The organism is Gammaproteobacteria bacterium (assembly GCA_033720895.1).
Classification (GTDB): domain Bacteria; phylum Pseudomonadota; class Gammaproteobacteria; order Natronospirales; family JAJUFS01; genus JAWWBS01.
The window spans coordinates 13566-31315 of sequence record JAWWBS010000017.1 but is presented as its reverse complement, the minus strand read 5'-3'; the positions used below and the strand labels follow the sequence as shown (position 1 = coordinate 31315).

Sequence of the window (17750 nt, the reverse complement as noted above, 5' to 3'; positions counted from 1 at the left end):
TCCTCGGCTGCCACGGCAGCCGCAATGGCCCGCTGTGCCTCGCCCCAGATCGGCATGTCTGCTGCCTCGCCCAGCGCCTTCAATCCGGCACTGAAATCGCCCAGCGCCTCAAGCAGCGCCTCGGCATTGCCCTCGGCTGCCGCCATGGCCACTTCCTCGGCCTCCTGCTCGAGCACCTTGAAGCGGGCGAGGAAGTCCTCGTGATGATCCTTTTCGAAGGCCGCCAGTCGCTCCAGGAACTTGGGCGTCGAAGCGGCATTGCCCGTCCAGGCAGGGATGATCTCGATGCTTTCCGGCAGGCTGACCGGCGCGCGAATCGCCGGATCGCGGCGGAACAGCAAGGTGCCGCCGACCAGCGAGGCTGCCAGGTCTGCGCCGCTGCCACTGCCCTGGAACAGGGTGTGTGCCACACGCAATGCCTCGAAAGCCTCTGGCTCGTCGGGCAGGCCACCGGACAGTTCCCACAAGACACCCATCAAGGCCGTCAGCATCGCGGCGCTGGAACCCAGCCCGAGCTTGGTCTCCTTGACGAAAAATGCGGATGAATCCATCAGCAGATCGCCGCCGGCTCCAGCCAGTGCTGCACGTCGTTCCGAGCTCAGGGCAGAAAATGCAGCTGAAAACAGCGGTACATCGGCATCTTCCCAGTGCAATTCCTCGCCCAGGATCGCTCGTCGCGGCTGGTCACTCAGCGGGCGGGCGAGGATGCGAAGCTGCTTGCTGTCCGCGTCTGCGTTGAACTCGCAGCGAGCCCGTGTACTCACGGCCGTCACCAGCGCAGGTGCGTGGTCCAGGACAGCGTACTCCCCGGCCAGGATCAACTTGCCCGGCGCGCTTGCGCGAATGATTCCCTGCTTCATGAGGCCTCCTCCCTGAGATCGCAACTGATGACTTCGGCAACACCCGGATGCGCACGCAGCATGTCGTCGGCAGCAGCGGCGGCTTCCGGCTGGCAGACCACCTTCACCTGCGGGCCGGCATCGATGGTGAAACACGCACCATGGCCTTTCTGGCGCAAATCCCGAACTGCCTCGATCAACTCCAGGGTAGCGGCGTTCCAGTAGATCACGCCGGGATTCGCCGCCATCGCCGTGGCATGCATTTTCAGGCAGGACTGCTCGGTGATCGAGGCCAGCGCGTCGAAGTCACGTGCCTCGATGGCCTCCCGGGCAGCAGCCAGGTCAGCCGGCTGACCTGCCTGCCAGGCCTGGAAATAAGGCGATGACTCGGCGGTCTGGCGCATGCCGTCCGAGGAGCCGGTAGCTTTCTGGCGTGCATCGGTCACCCCGACCAGGACTTTCAGCGGCCAGTGGCTGGCGGGGCGAAGCTGCTCGGCAAAACAGTCCTCGCCATCCTCACGCTCGCCGCGATGCTGCAGCACGAAGCCCCCGAAAATCGATCGTCCGGCCGAACCCGAGCCCTGTCGGGCCCACTGGCTGAGCGCGCGGTCGTCCAGGCCAAGCTCGAAGAGCTCACTGGCCGCAAGTGTCAGGGCGGCAAAGCCGGAGGCACTGGACGCGAGGCCTGCAGCCGTCGGGAAGTTGTTGTCGGTCTCGATGCGGCAGAAATCCTTCGTTCCGGAGGCGTCCCGCAGGCGATCCAGGAAGGCGCTTGCGCGACGTCCCTCTTCGGGTCGCTCCCGGCCGGCGCGAACATACACATCGGCCGTCAGGCTCTGGTCCAGCGACACGGTGGTCGTCGTCGCCAGGCCATCCAGCGTCACCGACAGCGAACCCACGGCCGGCAGGTTGAGCGACGCAGCACCGCGCTTGCCCCAGTATTTCACCAGCGCAATGTTCGCATTTGCCTGTCGGGTAACGCTTTTCGACACCGGCCGATCCTCGCCATGGCACAAAGTCCGCATTCTACCGCAGGCTGTCCCATGCCTGCCGCCTTTGCTAATCTTCCGCCACCATGGAGAGCAGCAACCTGGAAACCTGGCTGGCTGACCGCAAGGCGCGCTTCGAGCGCGAACTGCGGCGACGCTTGCTGCTGCCCATAGACGTCCCTGCCCGGCTCGCGTCCGCCATTCGCTATTCCATGACCAACGGCGGCAAGCGCCTGCGGCCGATGCTGGCTTATGCCAGCGCCGAGCTGCTGGACATCGCCCCCGGGCGGGTCGATGCGGTGGCCGTGGCAGTGGAGATGATCCACTGCTACTCGCTGGTCCATGACGACCTGCCCGCGATGGATGACGATGATCTCCGGCGTGGCCGGGCGACCACTCATCGAGCATATGACGAGGCTACCGCCATACTGGTTGGCGACGCCCTGCAGATGCAGGCCTTCGAGCTGCTGACCACCGACCCGGGCTTGCCGGCGGACCCTGCCGTCAGGCTCCGACTGGTGCGCCTGCTGTCCCGCGCAGGCGGCCCGGCCGGCATGACAGGCGGACAGGCCATGGACCTGGAAGCCGAGGGCTGCCGGCTCGATGTTGCCGAGCTCGACCGCATACATGCCCTGAAAACCGGCGAACTGATCAAGGCCGCCGTGTTGATGGCGGCCGTTTGCGGCGAGGCTTCCGAGGAATTGCTGGGCCGCCTGTCCCGCTTCGGCGATGCCGTGGGACTGGCCTTCCAGGTGCGCGACGACCTGCTGGATATCGACGGGGACGAACGGAAGCTCGGCAAACCGATCGGCTCCGACCTTGGCCTCAACAAGGCCACCTACCCGGCTTTGCTGGGCCGGGAAGCCTCCCTGGAGCGCCTGGAGGAACTGCGGGCGAATGCCCTGGCAGCGGTTGCCGACCTCGGGCCCTCCGCCGAGGCCCTGCGGCAGCTGGCCATCGCACTGATCGATCGCGATCACTGACCTGGCGCCCTCCGGCTGGGAAATCCGGCCGCAATCTCCTTATAATATCGCCCCGTCTGCAAGCCGGACGTGCCCGGGAATCCCCGCTGGCGCGCCGCTACCACGCATCAACAGGGAGTCATCTGATGAAATTCGACCAGAACATCAAGGCCATCATTTCCGGTGGTGTCTCGGGGCTCGGCAATGCCGTGGCCGAGAAAGTCATCGCCGCGGGTGGACACGTCGCCATGCTGGATATCAACGAGGAAGCCGGCAAGGCGGCCGCCGACAAGCTCGGCGAACGCGCCCTCTTCATCAAGACCGATGTCTCCAGCGAAAACGACGTCAATGCCGCCGTCGCCAAGGCCAAGGAAGCCTTTGGCGGCCTGAACCTGGCCGTCTCCTGTGCCGGCATCCTCGGCGCCAAGCGTGCGCTGGGTCGCGATGGCGCCATGCCATCGGATTTCTTTGCCAAGGTGGTCTCGGTCAATCTCGTCGGCACCTTCAACCTCAACAAGGCCGCTGCCGAAGCCATGCAGGACAACGAAGCCGGTGACGACGGCGAGCGTGGCCTGCTGGTAAACACGGCGTCCGTGGCTGCCTTCGAAGGCCAGATCGGCCAGGCAGCCTACTCCGCCTCCAAGGGCGGTGTCGCCGCCATGGCCCTGCCGCTGGCGCGCGAGTTCTCGCGCATCGGCGTGCGCGTCATGACCATCGCGCCGGGCATTTTCTGGACCCCGATGATGGAAGGCATGCCCCCTGAAGTGCAGGAATCGCTGGGTGCGCAGGTGCCCTTCCCGTCGCGCCTCGGCAAGCCCGAGGAATACGCCGACCTGGTGGCCTCGATCTGCGAGAACACCATGCTGAATGGCGAATGCATCCGTCTCGACGGAGCCATTCGCATGCAGCCGAAATAAGGCACCTGCCCGGGCAGGCTGCCGTTTCGAGCGGGAAAAAAGCCCGCCATTTCGGTAGACTCGGGGTTTGCCGATTTGCCAGCCCCCGCACGCGGGGGCTGCGACTTTTTGCCATAGCCGTAGCGGAGATAGCATGAGCGTCAATGACGTCGAACGAGACGTAATGGAATACGACGTGGTCATCGTCGGTGGTGGCCCCGCCGGACTGGCCAGCGCCATCAAGCTCAAGCAGGCCAATGCCGAATTGAACATCTGCCTGCTGGAGAAAGGCTCCGAGATCGGCGCCAACATCCTCTCCGGCTGCGTGCTGGAAACCGGCCCGCTGGACGAGCTCTGGCCGGAGTGGCGCGACAATCCACCGGCCATCTGTGTCGACGCAAAAGAAGACGAGTTCGCCCTGCTCTCCGAATCCGGCCGCAGGAAACTCCCTACGCCACCGCAACAGAAGAACCACGGCAATGTCATCGTGTCGCTGGGCTCCCTTTGCCAGCGTCTCGCTGAAAAGGCCGAATCCATGGAAATCGATGTCTTCCCGGGATTTCCGGCAGCCGAAGCGCTGATCGAAGACGGCAAGGTCGTGGGTGTGCGTTGCGGTGACATGGGCCTGGAGAAGGACGGCGAGCATGGCAGCAAGCCAGGGCCGAACTACGCGCCCGGCGTCGACATCCGCGCGCCGCTGACCATTCTTGCCGAGGGCTGCCGTGGCTCGGTATCCAAGCAGCTGATCAAGCGCTTCGAACTCGACAAGGACTCGGAGCCCCAGACCTATGGCCTGGGTTTCAAGGAACTCTGGCAGCTGCCTGAGGGCCGCGTGAAACCGGGCCGCATCGAACACACGGTGGGCTGGCCGCTCGCTTCGAATGCCTACGGCGGCTCCTTCCTGTACCACCTCGATGAAGACCGCGTATACGTGGGCTACATCGCAGGGCTGGATTACGAGCATCCGGAGTTCTCGCCGTTCGAAGCCTTCCAGCAGTTCAAACATCACCCCAGCGTCAAGGCACTGCTGGAAGGTGGCGAAATCGTATCCTCCGGTGCCCGCACGGTGGCCAAGGGCGGCTTCCAGTCGCTCCCGAAACTCGACGTGCCCGGTGCCATGCTGATCGGCGATGCCGCCGGCACCTTGAACTTTGCCAAGATCAAGGGCGTGCACATGGCCATTCGCAGCGGCATGCTTGCCGCCGACCACTTCATTGCCAGCGGCAAGGCCGAAGGCTGGGATGCGGCATTCCGGAAATCCGCTGCTGCGAAGGAACTGAAGAAGGTCCGCAACATCGCCCCGGGATTCAAGAAAGGACTCTGGTTCGGCCTGCTCAATGCCGCCTTCGAGACCATCACCCTGGGGCTGGCGCCGTGGACCCTGTCGCATGGCAAACCGGACTGGGCAAAACTGAGAAAGACAGAAGCTGCCGGCGACCTGCCGCAAGCCATCAAGGAGCGTGACCTCGAACCGCGCGACCGACTGGCGTCCGTCTACTTTGCGGCAACGGAACACGACGAATCGCAGCCAGCGCATCTGAAGGTTGCCGACACGAACATCTGTGCCACCACCTGTGCAGAGGAATACGACAACCCCTGCACGCGCTTCTGCCCCGCCAATGTCTACGAAATGGTGGATGATGGCAGCGGTGGCCGGAAGCTGCAGATCAACGCGGCCAATTGCGTGCACTGCAAGGCCTGCGACATCAAGGATCCCTACGAGATCATCACCTGGACGACGCCGGAAGGCGGCTCCGGACCCAATTACCAGAACCTGTAAACCTGGAAGGAAGAAGAATGAAGATTCTTGTCCCGATCAAGCGCGTTATCGACTACAACGTGCGCGTGCAACTCAAGCGCGACAACTCAGGCGTCCAGACCGATGGTGTCAAGATGAGCATCAACCCCTTCGACGAAATTGCCGTCGAAGAAGCACTGCGCATCAAGGAACGCGGAGATGCCGAAGAAGTCATCGTTGTTTCGATAGGCGAGAAGGTCTGCGAACAGCAGCTGCGCAATGCGCTGGCCATGGGCGCCGATCGCGCCATACTGGTCGAAACCGATGACGTGGTGCAGCCGCTGGGCGCGGCGCGCGTGATCCAGAAGCTCCGCGAGGAAGAAGGTGCCGAGCTGGTCATCATGGGCAAGCAGGCCATTGATGACGACTGCAACCAGACCGGCCAGATGCTGGCGGCGATTTCGAACCTGCCGCAGGCAACGTTCGGTTCCAAGGTCGAGCTGGCCGATGGCAAGGCCACTGTGACTCGCGAAGTCGACGCCGGCCTCGAGGTCATCGAAATCGACCTGCCGGCCGTGATCACCACGGACCTGCGCCTGAATGAACCGCGCTTCGTGAAGATGCCGGACATCATGAAAGCCAAGAAGAAGCCACTGGATGTGAAGGCACTTGCCGATCTCGGTGTCGACATGCCCCCGACACTGGAAAACACCGGCTATGCTCCGCCGCCGAAGCGCGAGGGCGGCAAGAAGGTCGAATCGGTCGAAGAACTGGTCGAAGCCATGCAGAACAAGGGGGTGCTGTAATGAAGGTCCTGCTGATCGCCGAACACGCTGACGGCAAACTGAATCCTTCCACTGCAAAGTCTCTCACCTGCGCGGCGCAGCTGGGCGACGTCGACGTTGCCGTTTTCGGAGACTCGGTCGATGCGGTTGCGGAGAAGGCGGCTGCGCTGGATGGCGTGAAGAATGTCATAGCCGTAGAGCGCAACGAGAACGCACAACCGCTGGCGGCCATCCTGGCTCCACAGATTGCCAAACTGGCCGAAGGCTACGAGGCTGTCCTGATGCCATCCACGACATTCGGCAAGGATGTCATGCCGCGCGCAGCTGCCATGCTGGGCGTTCCACAGGTCTCCGACATCATGGAAGTGGCCGGTGAACGGGAATTCCAGCGCCCGATCTATGCTGGCAATGTCCTTACCACGGTCAAGGTGCCTGACGGCGTCACCATCTGCGGCACGGTTCGGGTCGCTTCCTACCAGGCCACACCTGCGGGAACGGACGTTGCAGCGATCGACAAGCGCGAGCTCGATGTCGAGCTGCCGTCGCACACCCGCTTCGTGAAGCTTGAAGCGTCCGAAAGCGATCGTCCCGACCTGCAATCAGCCCCGGTCGTGATTTCCGGTGGCCGCGGCGTTGGCAGCAAGGAAAACTTCGACATCATCTATCGCTTTGCCGACAAGCTGGGCGCAGCAGTCGGTGCGTCGCGCGCCGCCGTCGACGCCGGCTTCGTCCCCAATGACATGCAGGTCGGCCAGACAGGCAAGATCATCGCGCCGGACCTGTACATGTGCTTCGGCATTTCCGGGGCCATCCAGCATGTCACCGGCATCAAGGATGCCGGTACCATCGTGGCGATCAACAAGGATCCGGACGCACCGATCTTCGACATCGCCGACATCGGCCTGGTTGGCGACCTGTTCGATATCCTGCCGAAACTCGAAGCTGCCATCGACGCAGCCAAATCCTGAGGCAAGAACAAAGACAGGAATCGAAGCAAGATCATGAGCGAGCGTAACGACAAGCCGATGTGGACGCCGTCCACAGAGCGCATGGCCACTACCAACATGTCACGCTTCATTGCGCGGATCGGCAAGGAATACGATGCCAAGGTCGTGGACTACCCCACGCTATGGCAGTGGTCGGTCGAGCACCCGGAGAAGTTCTGGCCGGAGGTCTGGGGCTTTTGCGGCATCCAGGCTTCCAGGCTATGGGAGTCGGTGCTGGAAGACGCTGACAAGATGCCGGGCGCTCGCTGGTTCACCGGTACGCGCCTGAATTTCGCCGAAAACCTGCTTCGTTTCCGGGACGAGCGTACTGCGCTGGTCTTCCGCGACGAGTCCGGCAATCGCACCGCGCTTACCTACGCCGAACTCTACCAACAGGTTGCCAGGCTCGCGGGTGCCATGCGCGAACTGGGCGTCCAGCCGGGTGACCGCGTGGCCGGCTTCATGCCAAATCGCCATGAAACCGTCATAGCGATGCTCGCCGCATCCAGCTGTGGCGCCATCTGGTCGTCCTGCTCGCCCGACTTCGGCATCAATGGCGTACTGGACCGCTTCGGCCAGATCGAACCGAAGCTGCTGTTCACTTGCGACGGCTACTACTACAACGGCAAGACCATCGATTCGCTGGAACCGATGCGCGGCGTGCTCGAAAAGCTGGCCGTCGACAAGGTCGTCGTCATTCCCGAGGTGCAGACCGCAGCCTCAACGGCTGACCTGCCGAATGCCGTGCTCTGGAACGACTTCCTTTCGGACGAAACGGAAATCGAATTCGAACAGCTGCCCTTCGATCATCCGCTGTACATCATGTACTCATCCGGTACTACCGGCGTGCCAAAGTGCATCGTGCATGGCGCGGGCGGCACGCTCATGCAGCATCTCAAGGAACACGTACTCCATACCGACCTTTCGCGCGACGACACCCTGTTCTACTTCACCACCTGCGGCTGGATGATGTGGAACTGGCTGGTCTCGGGCCTGGCAACGGGCAGCACGGTCGTGCTTTTCGATGGCTCGCCGTTCCATCCCGGCCCGGAGGCCATGTGGCAGATGGTGGAAGAGGAAGGCATTTCTGTCTTCGGCACGAGCGCCAAGTACATCGCCGCCGTGGACAAGGCCGGTTACAACCCGGGCAAAGAGGTCGACCTGTCGCGGCTCAAGGCGATACTGTCTACCGGCTCGCCCCTGTTGCCGGAATCCTACGATTTCGTCTATCGCGACGTTAAAGAAGACCTGCAGCTTTCCTCCATTTCCGGAGGCACGGACATCATTTCCTGCTTTGCGCTGGGCAATCCGATATTGCCGGTCTACAAGGGCGAGCTGCAATGCCGCGGGCTTGGCATGGCGGTCGAGATTTACGACGACGAAGGAAACCCGGTCAGGGAAGAGAAAGGCGAACTGGTTTGCGAAAAGCCTTTCCCCTCCATGCCGATCTATTTCTGGAATGACGAACACGGCGAACGTTATCACTCCGCCTACTTCGATCGCTTCGACAACACCTGGTGCCATGGCGATTTTGCAGAACTGACTGCCCATGACGGCATCATCATCCATGGACGATCGGATGCCACGCTGAATCCGGGCGGTGTACGAATCGGTACTGCCGAAATATACCGCCAGGTCGAAAAGCTGGATGAAGTTCTCGAATCTCTGGCTATAGGGCAGCAGTGGAAAGGCGATGTCCGTGTCGTGCTGTTTGTACGCCTGAAAAGCGGCGTCACGCTCGATGATGAACTTCAGTCACGCATTCGAAAGCAGATTCGTGCCAATACCACGCCTCGACATGTGCCCGCCAAGATCGTGGCAGTTACCGACATACCGCGGACAATTTCCGGAAAAATCGTCGAAATGGCAGTCGCCAATGTCGTGCACGGTCGACCAGTCAAGAACACCGATGCCCTGGCCAATCCAGAGGCACTCGAGCAGTTTCGCGACGTCCCTGACCTGCAGACAGACTGAGAAAACATGTCGCCCCGTCAGCGTTATCTTGCCTGCCTGGAGCAACCCGACTTTGACAGGGATGCGGCGCAGGAAGAGGCCATTGCAGCGCTGGACGCTATCTGGGCGGACCTTGAGACCGAATCAAACCCCTCTTTTCTGACAAAAATTGGCAGGAAACTTGGCCTGGTAACGACATCTCATCCACCTCGTCAAGGCCTCTACATGTGGGGTGGCGTTGGGCGCGGCAAGACCTTCCTGATGGACTTGTTCTTCAATGCCTTGACCATCCCGGGAAAGCGGCGACAGCATTTTCATCGCTTCATGCTGGACATTCATCGGCGTCTCAAGACGCTCGGCCACATGGAAGACCCGCTAGAACGTGTTGCCAGCGACATTGCTGCCGAATCGCGAGTGATCTGCTTCGACGAGTTCTTTGTCGCAGATATCACCGATGCGATGATCCTGGGTCGACTGTTCGAGAAGCTCTTTTGTCGCGGGATTACATTGATTGCCACTTCGAACATTCCGCCTGACCAGCTATACAGTGATGGCCTTCAGCGGCAGCGCTTCCTGCCGGCAATCGCGGCACTCAAGAAACACTGTGAAATTCTGAATGTCGATGGCGGCGTGGATTATCGACTGCGCGTTCTCGAGCTTGCAGAAATCTACCACTACCCGCTGGATGATGATGCGGAGACTTCGCTCGCCACCAGCTTCGAAAGAATCGCCGGGGCTTCCACTCGCCTGGAAAGCAGTACCATCAAGGTGGAGGGCCGGAAGATCCCCATCAAGGCTGCAGCTGATGGCGTTGCCTGGTTCGAGTTCAGCGAACTCTGCGATGGACCACGGAGCGTGTCCGACTATATCGAGATCGCCCAGGAATTCCATACCGTGCTGATCTCCAACATTCCCGAGATGGACTGGAAAATGGAGAACCAGGCAAGGCGATTCATCAACCTGGTCGACGAATTCTACGATCATGGAGTAAACCTGATCGTGTCTGCCCAAAAGCCGGTCGAAACCCTGTATTCGGGAGAGCGGCTCGCATTTGAATATCAGCGAACCCGAAGCCGACTACTGGAAATGCAGTCTACAGAGTACCTGTCAAGCGCCCACAAATAGAGATGCCGAGGGTCTACTGACCCTCGGCATCGGCAAAGCGCATGCCAGCAGCAATCAGAAATCGAACTGTGCACGCAATCGGATGGATCTTGGAGCCTGCATAGCCGTAGGTTGCAGATAACGACGCTCTACGCCCCCGGAATCATTCTCCGCACTTTCATTGACCTCTGTCGGGACGTTTGAATCAAAGACATTGAAGATATCAATACCCAGATTCACGTCAGCTACACCCCATACAGTATCGTAGTCGAGTGACAGATCCACCTGGCTTTTGAACGGCGTACGACCACGACTTCCACGCTGCACCGGGACACCGTCCTGGAAGAAGGACTCTGCACCGTACAACTGGGCAAACGGGTCGGACGGATGCACCCCGAAGGCGTTTATTGGTCGCCCCGATTCAAGGAGCATGTTCGCACCTACACGCCAGTTCGCCGCAAACTGATAGGCACCAAACAGCTTCACGGCATGTGTTCGGTCATTAGGCAGCCTGCCATATGCATTATCCAGAAGACCCGGGAAGTCATATAACGTTGTCAGTCCTGCGTCGTCCTGACCATTGTCGGAACGAACATATCCTTCGTTATTGCCGTAGGACTGGGACCAGGTATAGGAGCCTTGCAGGAACCAGGTACCGTCCCAGGCACGTTCGAGCAGGAACTCGACCGCGTTGTACCTTCGAATGGATTCCGGATAGCCCAGCTGGTCAGCAGTGAACGTGTAGGTTTGTACGCCATCATCCACGCCGTCACCATCAATGTCTCCACAGCCATCCCAGTCAATCGTCACACCACTGCCCGGATTGGCAAGTACATAGTGAAAATCGCCAATTCCGCAAGATGCAGTCGCTGCCAATGTGCCATTGTCGATCAGGCTCTGGAAAGCTGCATCCGTGGTCAGATCCTCAAGAGTCGACTTCAAGTCTCGAAATACCGCGCGGGCTCCAATTGTCCAGCCGTTACCAAGATCGCGAATCGCACCAACAATCCACTCTTCCTGGTACATTGGTTCAATATTGGCATCGACAATGGAGGCTGTATCCGCTGCGCTGCCGTCGCCAAAGACGTTTCTGCCAAGGCCCGCGCCCGTTACAACGGGAGCGCCGGTAATGGATGATGCGTTCGGGTCTCGGTTCAGGTTTGTGGGATCGAATGTCTGAGTGACACCGTTGCCATCGATGAACGTGAGTGGCAATCCGGTTGCCGGATCAATAGAACCGAATTCGTAGTACTCCTGAATGAAAAGTTCCGCGCCGGCCAGGCGAACATTGGTATTGTTGGCAACTGGCAGGTAGTACTGACCATAGTTCGCGAAGACCTTCAGGGAGCCGTCACCCAGAGCATCCCAGGCAATTCCAAGCCTCGGCGCAAGCTGGTTCTCGACCTTGATAAACGATTCACCGGCGGCGTTCTTGTTATCGAAGGTCTCGTTCCGGACACCCAGGCGCAACGTGACGGTGTCAGTGATTGTCCAGGTGTCCTCTACGTACAAAGCAGAAGTATTCGTCTCGAAAGAGCCACCTCGATCAAGAATCCGGAGCCGCATGTACTCCGTGCCCGCATCCTCTTCGTAGAGCCAGAAATAGCCACCGGAATAGAAACTGGTGTCTGCCGACGTATTGATCTCATTGTCGAGACCAAAGGTCAACTGGTGATCATCAATGATCCACTCGCCGTCAACTCGCATCGCTTCGCGCTTGTCGGATGCAATAGCCGGGACACCGTTCACCCAGCAGCCTGGAAAACGATTTGACGCCCCTGGTCGGATATCCACAATTACCGGGCAAATCGTGTCTGCAGATGAACGGTCAGTCAGATCGTATTCATTCTCGCCATACATTGCCGAAATGGTAAAGTCCGGCGTCAGGTACCCGGTGTAGCGAGCTACGAAATTTTCACCACCGCGGTCCAGAAATGCCGTTCCACTCAGGTCGCCTCTCGAATATTGACTGAACGTTGTCGGCTCGCCTGAATCGTTAAGGCCGGAAACATCAGCATCGAAGTCATCCTCCCTCGTAGAGGACTCGTCGGAAAACGCCGTGAATTCGACAGTGTGATTTGCGGTTATATTAAGGTCGAGCTTCAATCCCCAGAATGCGTCGTCAGAGCTTCTTTCAATTATCGACTCGGAAGATCGCGATACGTCCGTTGACTCGACATCGCGCACGTTATAGAGAACATGGAAAAACGCCTTGTCCTTAACGATCGGACCAGACGCATAAAGGTTCATGCGAACGGCCTCGGCTCGATCTTCTGCTCGATCAATATAGAGTCCACCGGTATCCGGGAAGTAGCTGTTCTGACTTTCACCTTCGAGGCCGGAATCGACCAGGTCCGGGTTCAGAATGATATTGAAGCCATATTCATACTCGTTGCTACCAGACTTGGTTACGGCGTTGATCACGCCGCCGGTAGCGCGACCAAACTCTGCCGAGTAACCACCTGTCTTGATCTGGAATTCCTGGTAGAACTCGAAAGGCACGCTCGAACACCCGAGGCCGTTTCTGAAGTCCGTGACATTCAGGCCATTGATGTAACAGACATTTTCACCCACGGTAGAGCCACCAAAGGATGCAAGGTTGCCGAATGCGGAATCCCCTCGAGTGGTACCTGGAGCCAGCAAGGCGACGTCTGTCACCGTCCGATTGACCGGAATTCTGTCGATAGTCTGCTCGCCCAGAACGGTGGCCGATTCAGTCGAGGTGATATCTATAGGTGAAATGGCCTGTCCTACTACCGTAAGACTTCCAAGGTCTGCGGCATCGTCAACAATCAGGGTTACAGATGACGTTGTACCAACTGAAACGTTGACGCTTCGAGAAGCATTCCCGAGGGATGAGGTGACAGAAACAATGTACTCACCGATGGGCATCGATGAAAACCTGAAGGTTCCATCAGAATCAGCTTGCAACGTCCTGGAAAATCCAGTCGCGTCATTCGACGCTGTAACGCTTACACCAGGCAGGGCCTGTCCATCAGCATTTACCGTACCAACAATAGTGCCGTTCACGTTTGAAGCGGCGATGACCGAAGATTGCCCGAATATGGACACTGCGACCACGACAGCCAACATGGCAATTGACGTTCCTAGCGAACGTTCAACCTTCCTGGAAGTCTTCATATATGAAATCCCTCTCATTAATTGCTCCAGTTCGCCGCCTGGCGAACATCCCCTTTCCTGGCGCCATTCATGACGCACATGGCGGTAGAGACTAGGAAAGGGGCAAGTCAGCAACAATCAGGGGAAGTACTGAAAAGAAAAGGGCTGCCCTTGGCAGCCCTTTTCAGCAAGCAATGATTTTACCAGCTGCCTATCAAGCCAGCGTGGCAAAATCGTCAACCTGGATCGCGCGGACCCGCAGTGCGTCGGCGGTACGCAGCGCCTCTGCTTCGGCCGGCGTAATGACTTCATTCTTCACGGCGACCTCGAGCTGCTCGTCATAGGTCCAGCCTTTTACCATGCCGGCCTTCATGCCGGCACGCAGCTTCTTCTCCAAGGGAACGACACCTTGCAGCGCGGCCATGGCCTGGTCGAGCAACAGGATGCGCTCATAGCGATCGCTCTCCACCGGGTAATACATGCCGGAAGTCAGGCTATCGCGGTGTTCTCCCGATGTCTGCAATGCCCGGGCAATACCGTTATCCAGGCGATCGTGCGCCGGCGCAAAGCGTCGACCCAGCGGAAAGAGAAGCAATCGCAAACCGGCAGCGATGAAGCGGTTCGGCAGGTTCTTCAGCATGACATCCATGCTTTGCTGCATGTCATACAAGGCATTGTCCAGCACCCAGTGCAGGAAGGGCAGGTCCTCGGCCCTGTGGCCCTGGTCCTTGTAGTGCTTGATGGTTGCGGAGGCCAGGTAGAGCTGGCTGATCACATCGGCCATGCGACCGGAAATGCGCTCGCGACGCTTGATCTCGCCACGGAAGGTCAGCAGCAGCACATCGGTGGCAAATGCGAAAGCCGAGCTCATGCGGGTCAGCTGCTTGATGTAGCGGCGCAACTCGGGCCGCTCGTCCGGCGCCGTTGCCAGGCGCGAACCGCTCAGGCCGAGCAGCACGCTTCGCACGGCATTGCTGACCGCAAAGCCGATATGACTGGTCATGGCGTTATCGAAGGCAGCGAAGGCTTCGTCAGCGTTTTCGTTCTGGGCCGCCTGCAGCTCTTCGAGCAGGTAGGGATGACAGCGAATCGCGCCCTGCCCGAAGGTCATGAGATTGCGGGTCAGGATATTGTGCCCTTCCACGGTCACGCCGACAGCGGGGAACTGGTAGTACTGCCCCAACGGATTGGCCGGACCCATGCAGACGCCGGCACCACCATGCACTTCGACCGCATCATTGATCACCTGACGGGAACGCTCGGTCATGTTGTATTTCATGATGGCCGAAATCACCGACGGCTTGTGGCCCTGGTCCAGCGCCGACAGCGTCAGCAGGCGAGCAGCATCCATGGCATAAAGATGACCACCAATACGGCCCAGCGACTCTTCGATACCCTCGAAGGCACCAATCGGCATCTTGAACTGGCGACGCACCTGCGCGTAGGCGCCGGAGAGTCGTGCACTCATCTTCGCTGAAGCGGTCGACAGTGCCGGCAGGGAAATCGCACGACCGTCGGTCAGCGATTCCATTAGCATGCGCCAGCCATTGCCGATCTGCTCCTGGCCGCCGATGACCCATTGCATCGGAATGAACACATCCTTGCCACGCAAGGGACCGTTCGGGAAGGCAAAGTGCATGGGGTCATGGCGATTGCCCTGCTCCACGCCCGGCGTGCCCGCTGGCACCAGGGCCAGGGTAATGCCGAGATTGTCCGACTTGCCTTCGCGGGGACCCAGCAAGCCATCCGGGTCGCGCAGCTTGAAAGCGAGGCCCAGCACCGTCGCGATGGGACCCAGGGTTATATAGCGTTTGTCGAAGTTCAGGCGGATGCCCAGCACTTCCCTGCCCTCGTGCTCGCCCTTGCAGACCACGCCCGTGTCCGGCAGCGCGCCGGCATCGGAACCTGCCTCGGGTGCAGTCAGCGCAAAGCAGGGGATCTCTTCAGCCTTTGCGAGACGCGGCAGGTAATGATCCTTTTGCTCGTCGGTGCCGTACTTCAGCAGCAATTTGCCAGGGCCCACGGAATTCGGAATCATCACGGTCAACGCCGCACTGATCGAACGCGTGGCAATTTTCATGATCGCCGCAGCATGGCCATATTGTGAGAAGCCCTTGCCACCGTATTCCTTTGGAATGACCATGCCGAAAAAGTCGTGCTCCCGGATCAGGTCCCAGGCCGCTTCCGGAAGTTCCTTGGTGCGGTTGTCGATTTCATAATCGTCCAGCAGCGCGCAGAACTCCTCGACCGGACCTTCCAGGAACTCGCGTTCCTCGTCCGACATCGAGACCTGCGGAAATGCCATGAGCTCTTCCCACTTCGGCATGCCGGTGAAAAGCTGGGCATCCCACCAGGTGGTACCGGCTTCCAGCGCTTCCTGTTCCGTCTGTGAGATCTCCGGCATGGAACTCTTGTAGAACGAGAACAGTGGTCCGGTCAGCAAGACCCGTCGCAATGGCCCTACATTGAAAAGAACCAGGGCGAACGCAAATGGCAGGCCCCAGCCCATGAAGGCACCGGCAGACAACCAGCCCAGCCAGCGCAGCAGCATCAGGACCGCACCGAATGCGATGAAAGACGGCCAGCGTCCGATGCGCTTGAACGCGGCGAACAGGGCCACCGACAGCAATAAGAAAGAAGCGATGAGGCTTGTGCTCACGATGAAACTCCTTGGGAGGTCGGAAACCCCGCCCGTGCCAGCCGGAACGGGCGGGTATCAATCAGCTGGCGTCAGCCTGGTGCTCGGGCGCTGCCTTGATGAAGGCATCCAGGGTCCTGCAGTTTGCCGCGATGGCCGAAATCATTTCGAACTGGCTCATGTCGACATCGAATCGCTCGGCATTGTAGACCTGCGGAACGAGGAAGAGGTCAGCCATGGTCACGTGATCGCCGTAGCAGAAGCTGCCGGGACGAGCGTCCGCTGCCAGCCTCTTCTCCAGCGCCGAGAAACCCTCGACGATCCAGTGCTGGTACCAGCGCTTGACCGCGGCTTCGTCGGCACCGAACTCGGTCTTGAGGTAATCGAGAACGCCTAGGTTGTTCAACGGATGAACATCACAGGCAATCATGCTCGACAACGAGCGCACCCAGGCCCGGTCTTTCATATCCTCGGGCAACAAGGCAGGGTTCGGATGCAGCTCGTCGAGATACTCGATGATTGCGATGGACTGCGTGAACGGCATGCCGTTGTGCACCAACGTCGGCACCCTGCCCTGCGGATTCAGCTTCAGGTAGCTCGGCTTGTGCTGCTGGCCACCATCCTTCACCAGGTGCACGAATTTGTGGTCGGCCTCCAGCTGCTTGATGTTCAGTGCGATGCGAACACGATAGGCTGCAGAGCTGCGCCAGTAGGTATGAAGTTCCAGTGACATTCAGATGATCCTCTTCCTGCTTTAACGGGTCAGGCCTTCTCGATGGACTGCTCGATGCTGCCGAAAATCGACTTGCCGTCGTCATCCCACATGTCGATCTTCACCTGGTCGCCGAACTTCAGGAAGCCGGTCTCGGGCTTGCCGTTGGCAATGATTTCCAGCATGCGAATTTCTGCCAGGCAGGAAGCACCCTTGGAGGTGTCTTCGTTGGCAATGGTGCCGGAACCGATGATGGCACCTGCGCTCAGCGGGCGCGTCTTGGCCGCATGCGCAACCAGCTGGGCAAAATTGAACTGCATGTCGACGCCGGCCTCCGGCTCGCCGAACCATTCGTCATTGATCCAGGAACGCAGCGGACGATGCAGCTTGTAGTCCTGCCACTTGTCACCAAGCTCGTCCGGGGTGACGAAGACCGGCGACAGCGCCGAGCGCGGCTTCGACTGCAGGAAGCCGAATCCCTTGGCCAGTTCACCCGGAATCAGGTTGCGCAGCGAAACGTCGTTCACCAGACCGATGAGAAGAATCTCCTTGCCGGCCTCCTCTGGCGTCGCCGCCATCGGCACATCACCCGTGACAACCACGATCTCGGCTTCCAGATCGATGCCATATTCCTCGCTCGGCACCTTCACCGCATCGCGCGGGCCATAGAAGCCAGCAGACACGGCCTGGTACATCAGCGGATCGGTGTAGAAGGTTTCCGGGACCTCAGCGCCACGCGCCTTGCGCACGCGTTCGACGTGCGGCAGGTAGGCCGAGCCGTCATTGAACTCGTAGGCACGCGGCAGCGGTGCGGCCAGCTTCGCCATGTCCAGGTCGAAGGCCTGTGGCAAGTCACCCTCGTTCAACGCGTCATACAGGTCCTGCAACTGCGGCGACAGCGTCGCCCAGTCTTCCAGCGCAGCCTGCATCGTCGGCGCGATGTCCTTGGCGCTGACGCCCTTGACCAGATCCTTGCTGACAACGATCAGCTCGCCATCGCGACCTTGCTTGAGACTTCCGAGTTTCAT

Annotated in this window: 13 protein-coding genes; 7 read left to right on the top strand and 6 right to left on the bottom strand. The window is 59.8% G+C overall.

The features are described from left to right. A partial coding sequence (locus R3217_04420; GenBank protein ID MDX1454683.1) for a hypothetical protein occupies positions 1-860 on the bottom strand: 860 nt, incomplete at its 3' end. Further along, positions 857-1831 carry a diphosphomevalonate decarboxylase gene (gene mvaD, locus R3217_04415; GenBank protein ID MDX1454682.1) on the bottom strand — a complete coding sequence of 325 codons (975 nt, stop codon included), beginning with the start codon at positions 1829-1831 and terminating at the stop codon, positions 857-859. The genes mvaD and R3217_04420, both read right to left, overlap by 4 nt. Before the next feature lie 83 nt (positions 1832-1914). On the opposite strand from mvaD, the gene R3217_04410 reads away from it, so the two are divergent. From R3217_04410 to zapE, 7 genes are all read left to right on the top strand, one after another. Then, the gene (locus R3217_04410) at positions 1915-2811 is read left to right on the top strand and encodes a polyprenyl synthetase family protein (protein MDX1454681.1); all 897 of its coding nucleotides are present in this window, start codon (positions 1915-1917) and stop codon (positions 2809-2811) included. Between the two features lie 125 nt (positions 2812-2936). Next, positions 2937-3707 carry an SDR family NAD(P)-dependent oxidoreductase gene (locus tag R3217_04405; GenBank protein MDX1454680.1) on the top strand — a complete coding sequence of 257 codons (771 nt, stop codon included), beginning with the start codon at positions 2937-2939 and terminating at the stop codon, positions 3705-3707. Between the two features lie 133 nt (positions 3708-3840). Then, positions 3841-5466 carry an electron transfer flavoprotein-ubiquinone oxidoreductase gene (locus tag R3217_04400; protein ID MDX1454679.1) on the top strand — a complete coding sequence of 542 codons (1626 nt, stop codon included), beginning with the start codon at positions 3841-3843 and terminating at the stop codon, positions 5464-5466. Positions 5467-5483: 17 nt separating this feature from the next. Continuing rightward, entirely contained in the window at positions 5484-6230 is a 747-nt protein-coding gene (locus R3217_04395) for an electron transfer flavoprotein subunit beta/FixA family protein (GenBank protein MDX1454678.1), read from the top strand. Continuing rightward, positions 6230-7177, top strand: a complete 948-nt coding sequence (locus R3217_04390; protein ID MDX1454677.1) for an FAD-binding protein — start codon at positions 6230-6232, stop codon at positions 7175-7177. The genes R3217_04395 and R3217_04390 overlap by 1 nt, the downstream gene beginning before the upstream one ends. Positions 7178-7210: 33 nt before the next feature. After that, positions 7211-9169, top strand: coding sequence for an acetoacetate--CoA ligase (locus R3217_04385; protein MDX1454676.1), 1959 nt, complete (start codon positions 7211-7213; stop codon positions 9167-9169). Positions 9170-9175: 6 nt separating this feature from the next. After that, a complete protein-coding gene (gene zapE / locus R3217_04380) occupies positions 9176-10273 on the top strand; it encodes a cell division protein ZapE (protein MDX1454675.1) in 1098 nt (365 codons plus the stop codon). A gap of 54 nt (positions 10274-10327) precedes the next feature. On the opposite strand, the gene R3217_04375 is transcribed toward zapE, so the two are convergent. The 4 genes from R3217_04375 to R3217_04360 form a co-directional block, all read right to left on the bottom strand. Then, positions 10328-13345: a TonB-dependent receptor gene (locus R3217_04375; protein MDX1454674.1), complete on the bottom strand. Its 3018-nt coding sequence runs from the start codon at positions 13343-13345 to the stop codon at positions 10328-10330. Positions 13346-13586: 241 nt separating this feature from the next. Beyond that, positions 13587-16031, bottom strand: a complete 2445-nt coding sequence (locus R3217_04370; protein ID MDX1454673.1) for an acyl-CoA dehydrogenase — start codon at positions 16029-16031, stop codon at positions 13587-13589. Positions 16032-16092: 61 nt separating this feature from the next. Further along, entirely contained in the window at positions 16093-16743 is a 651-nt protein-coding gene (gene maiA / locus R3217_04365) for a maleylacetoacetate isomerase (GenBank protein ID MDX1454672.1), read from the bottom strand. Positions 16744-16772: 29 nt separating this feature from the next. Beyond that, positions 16773-17750, bottom strand: a complete 978-nt coding sequence (locus R3217_04360; GenBank protein ID MDX1454671.1) for a fumarylacetoacetate hydrolase family protein — start codon at positions 17748-17750, stop codon at positions 16773-16775.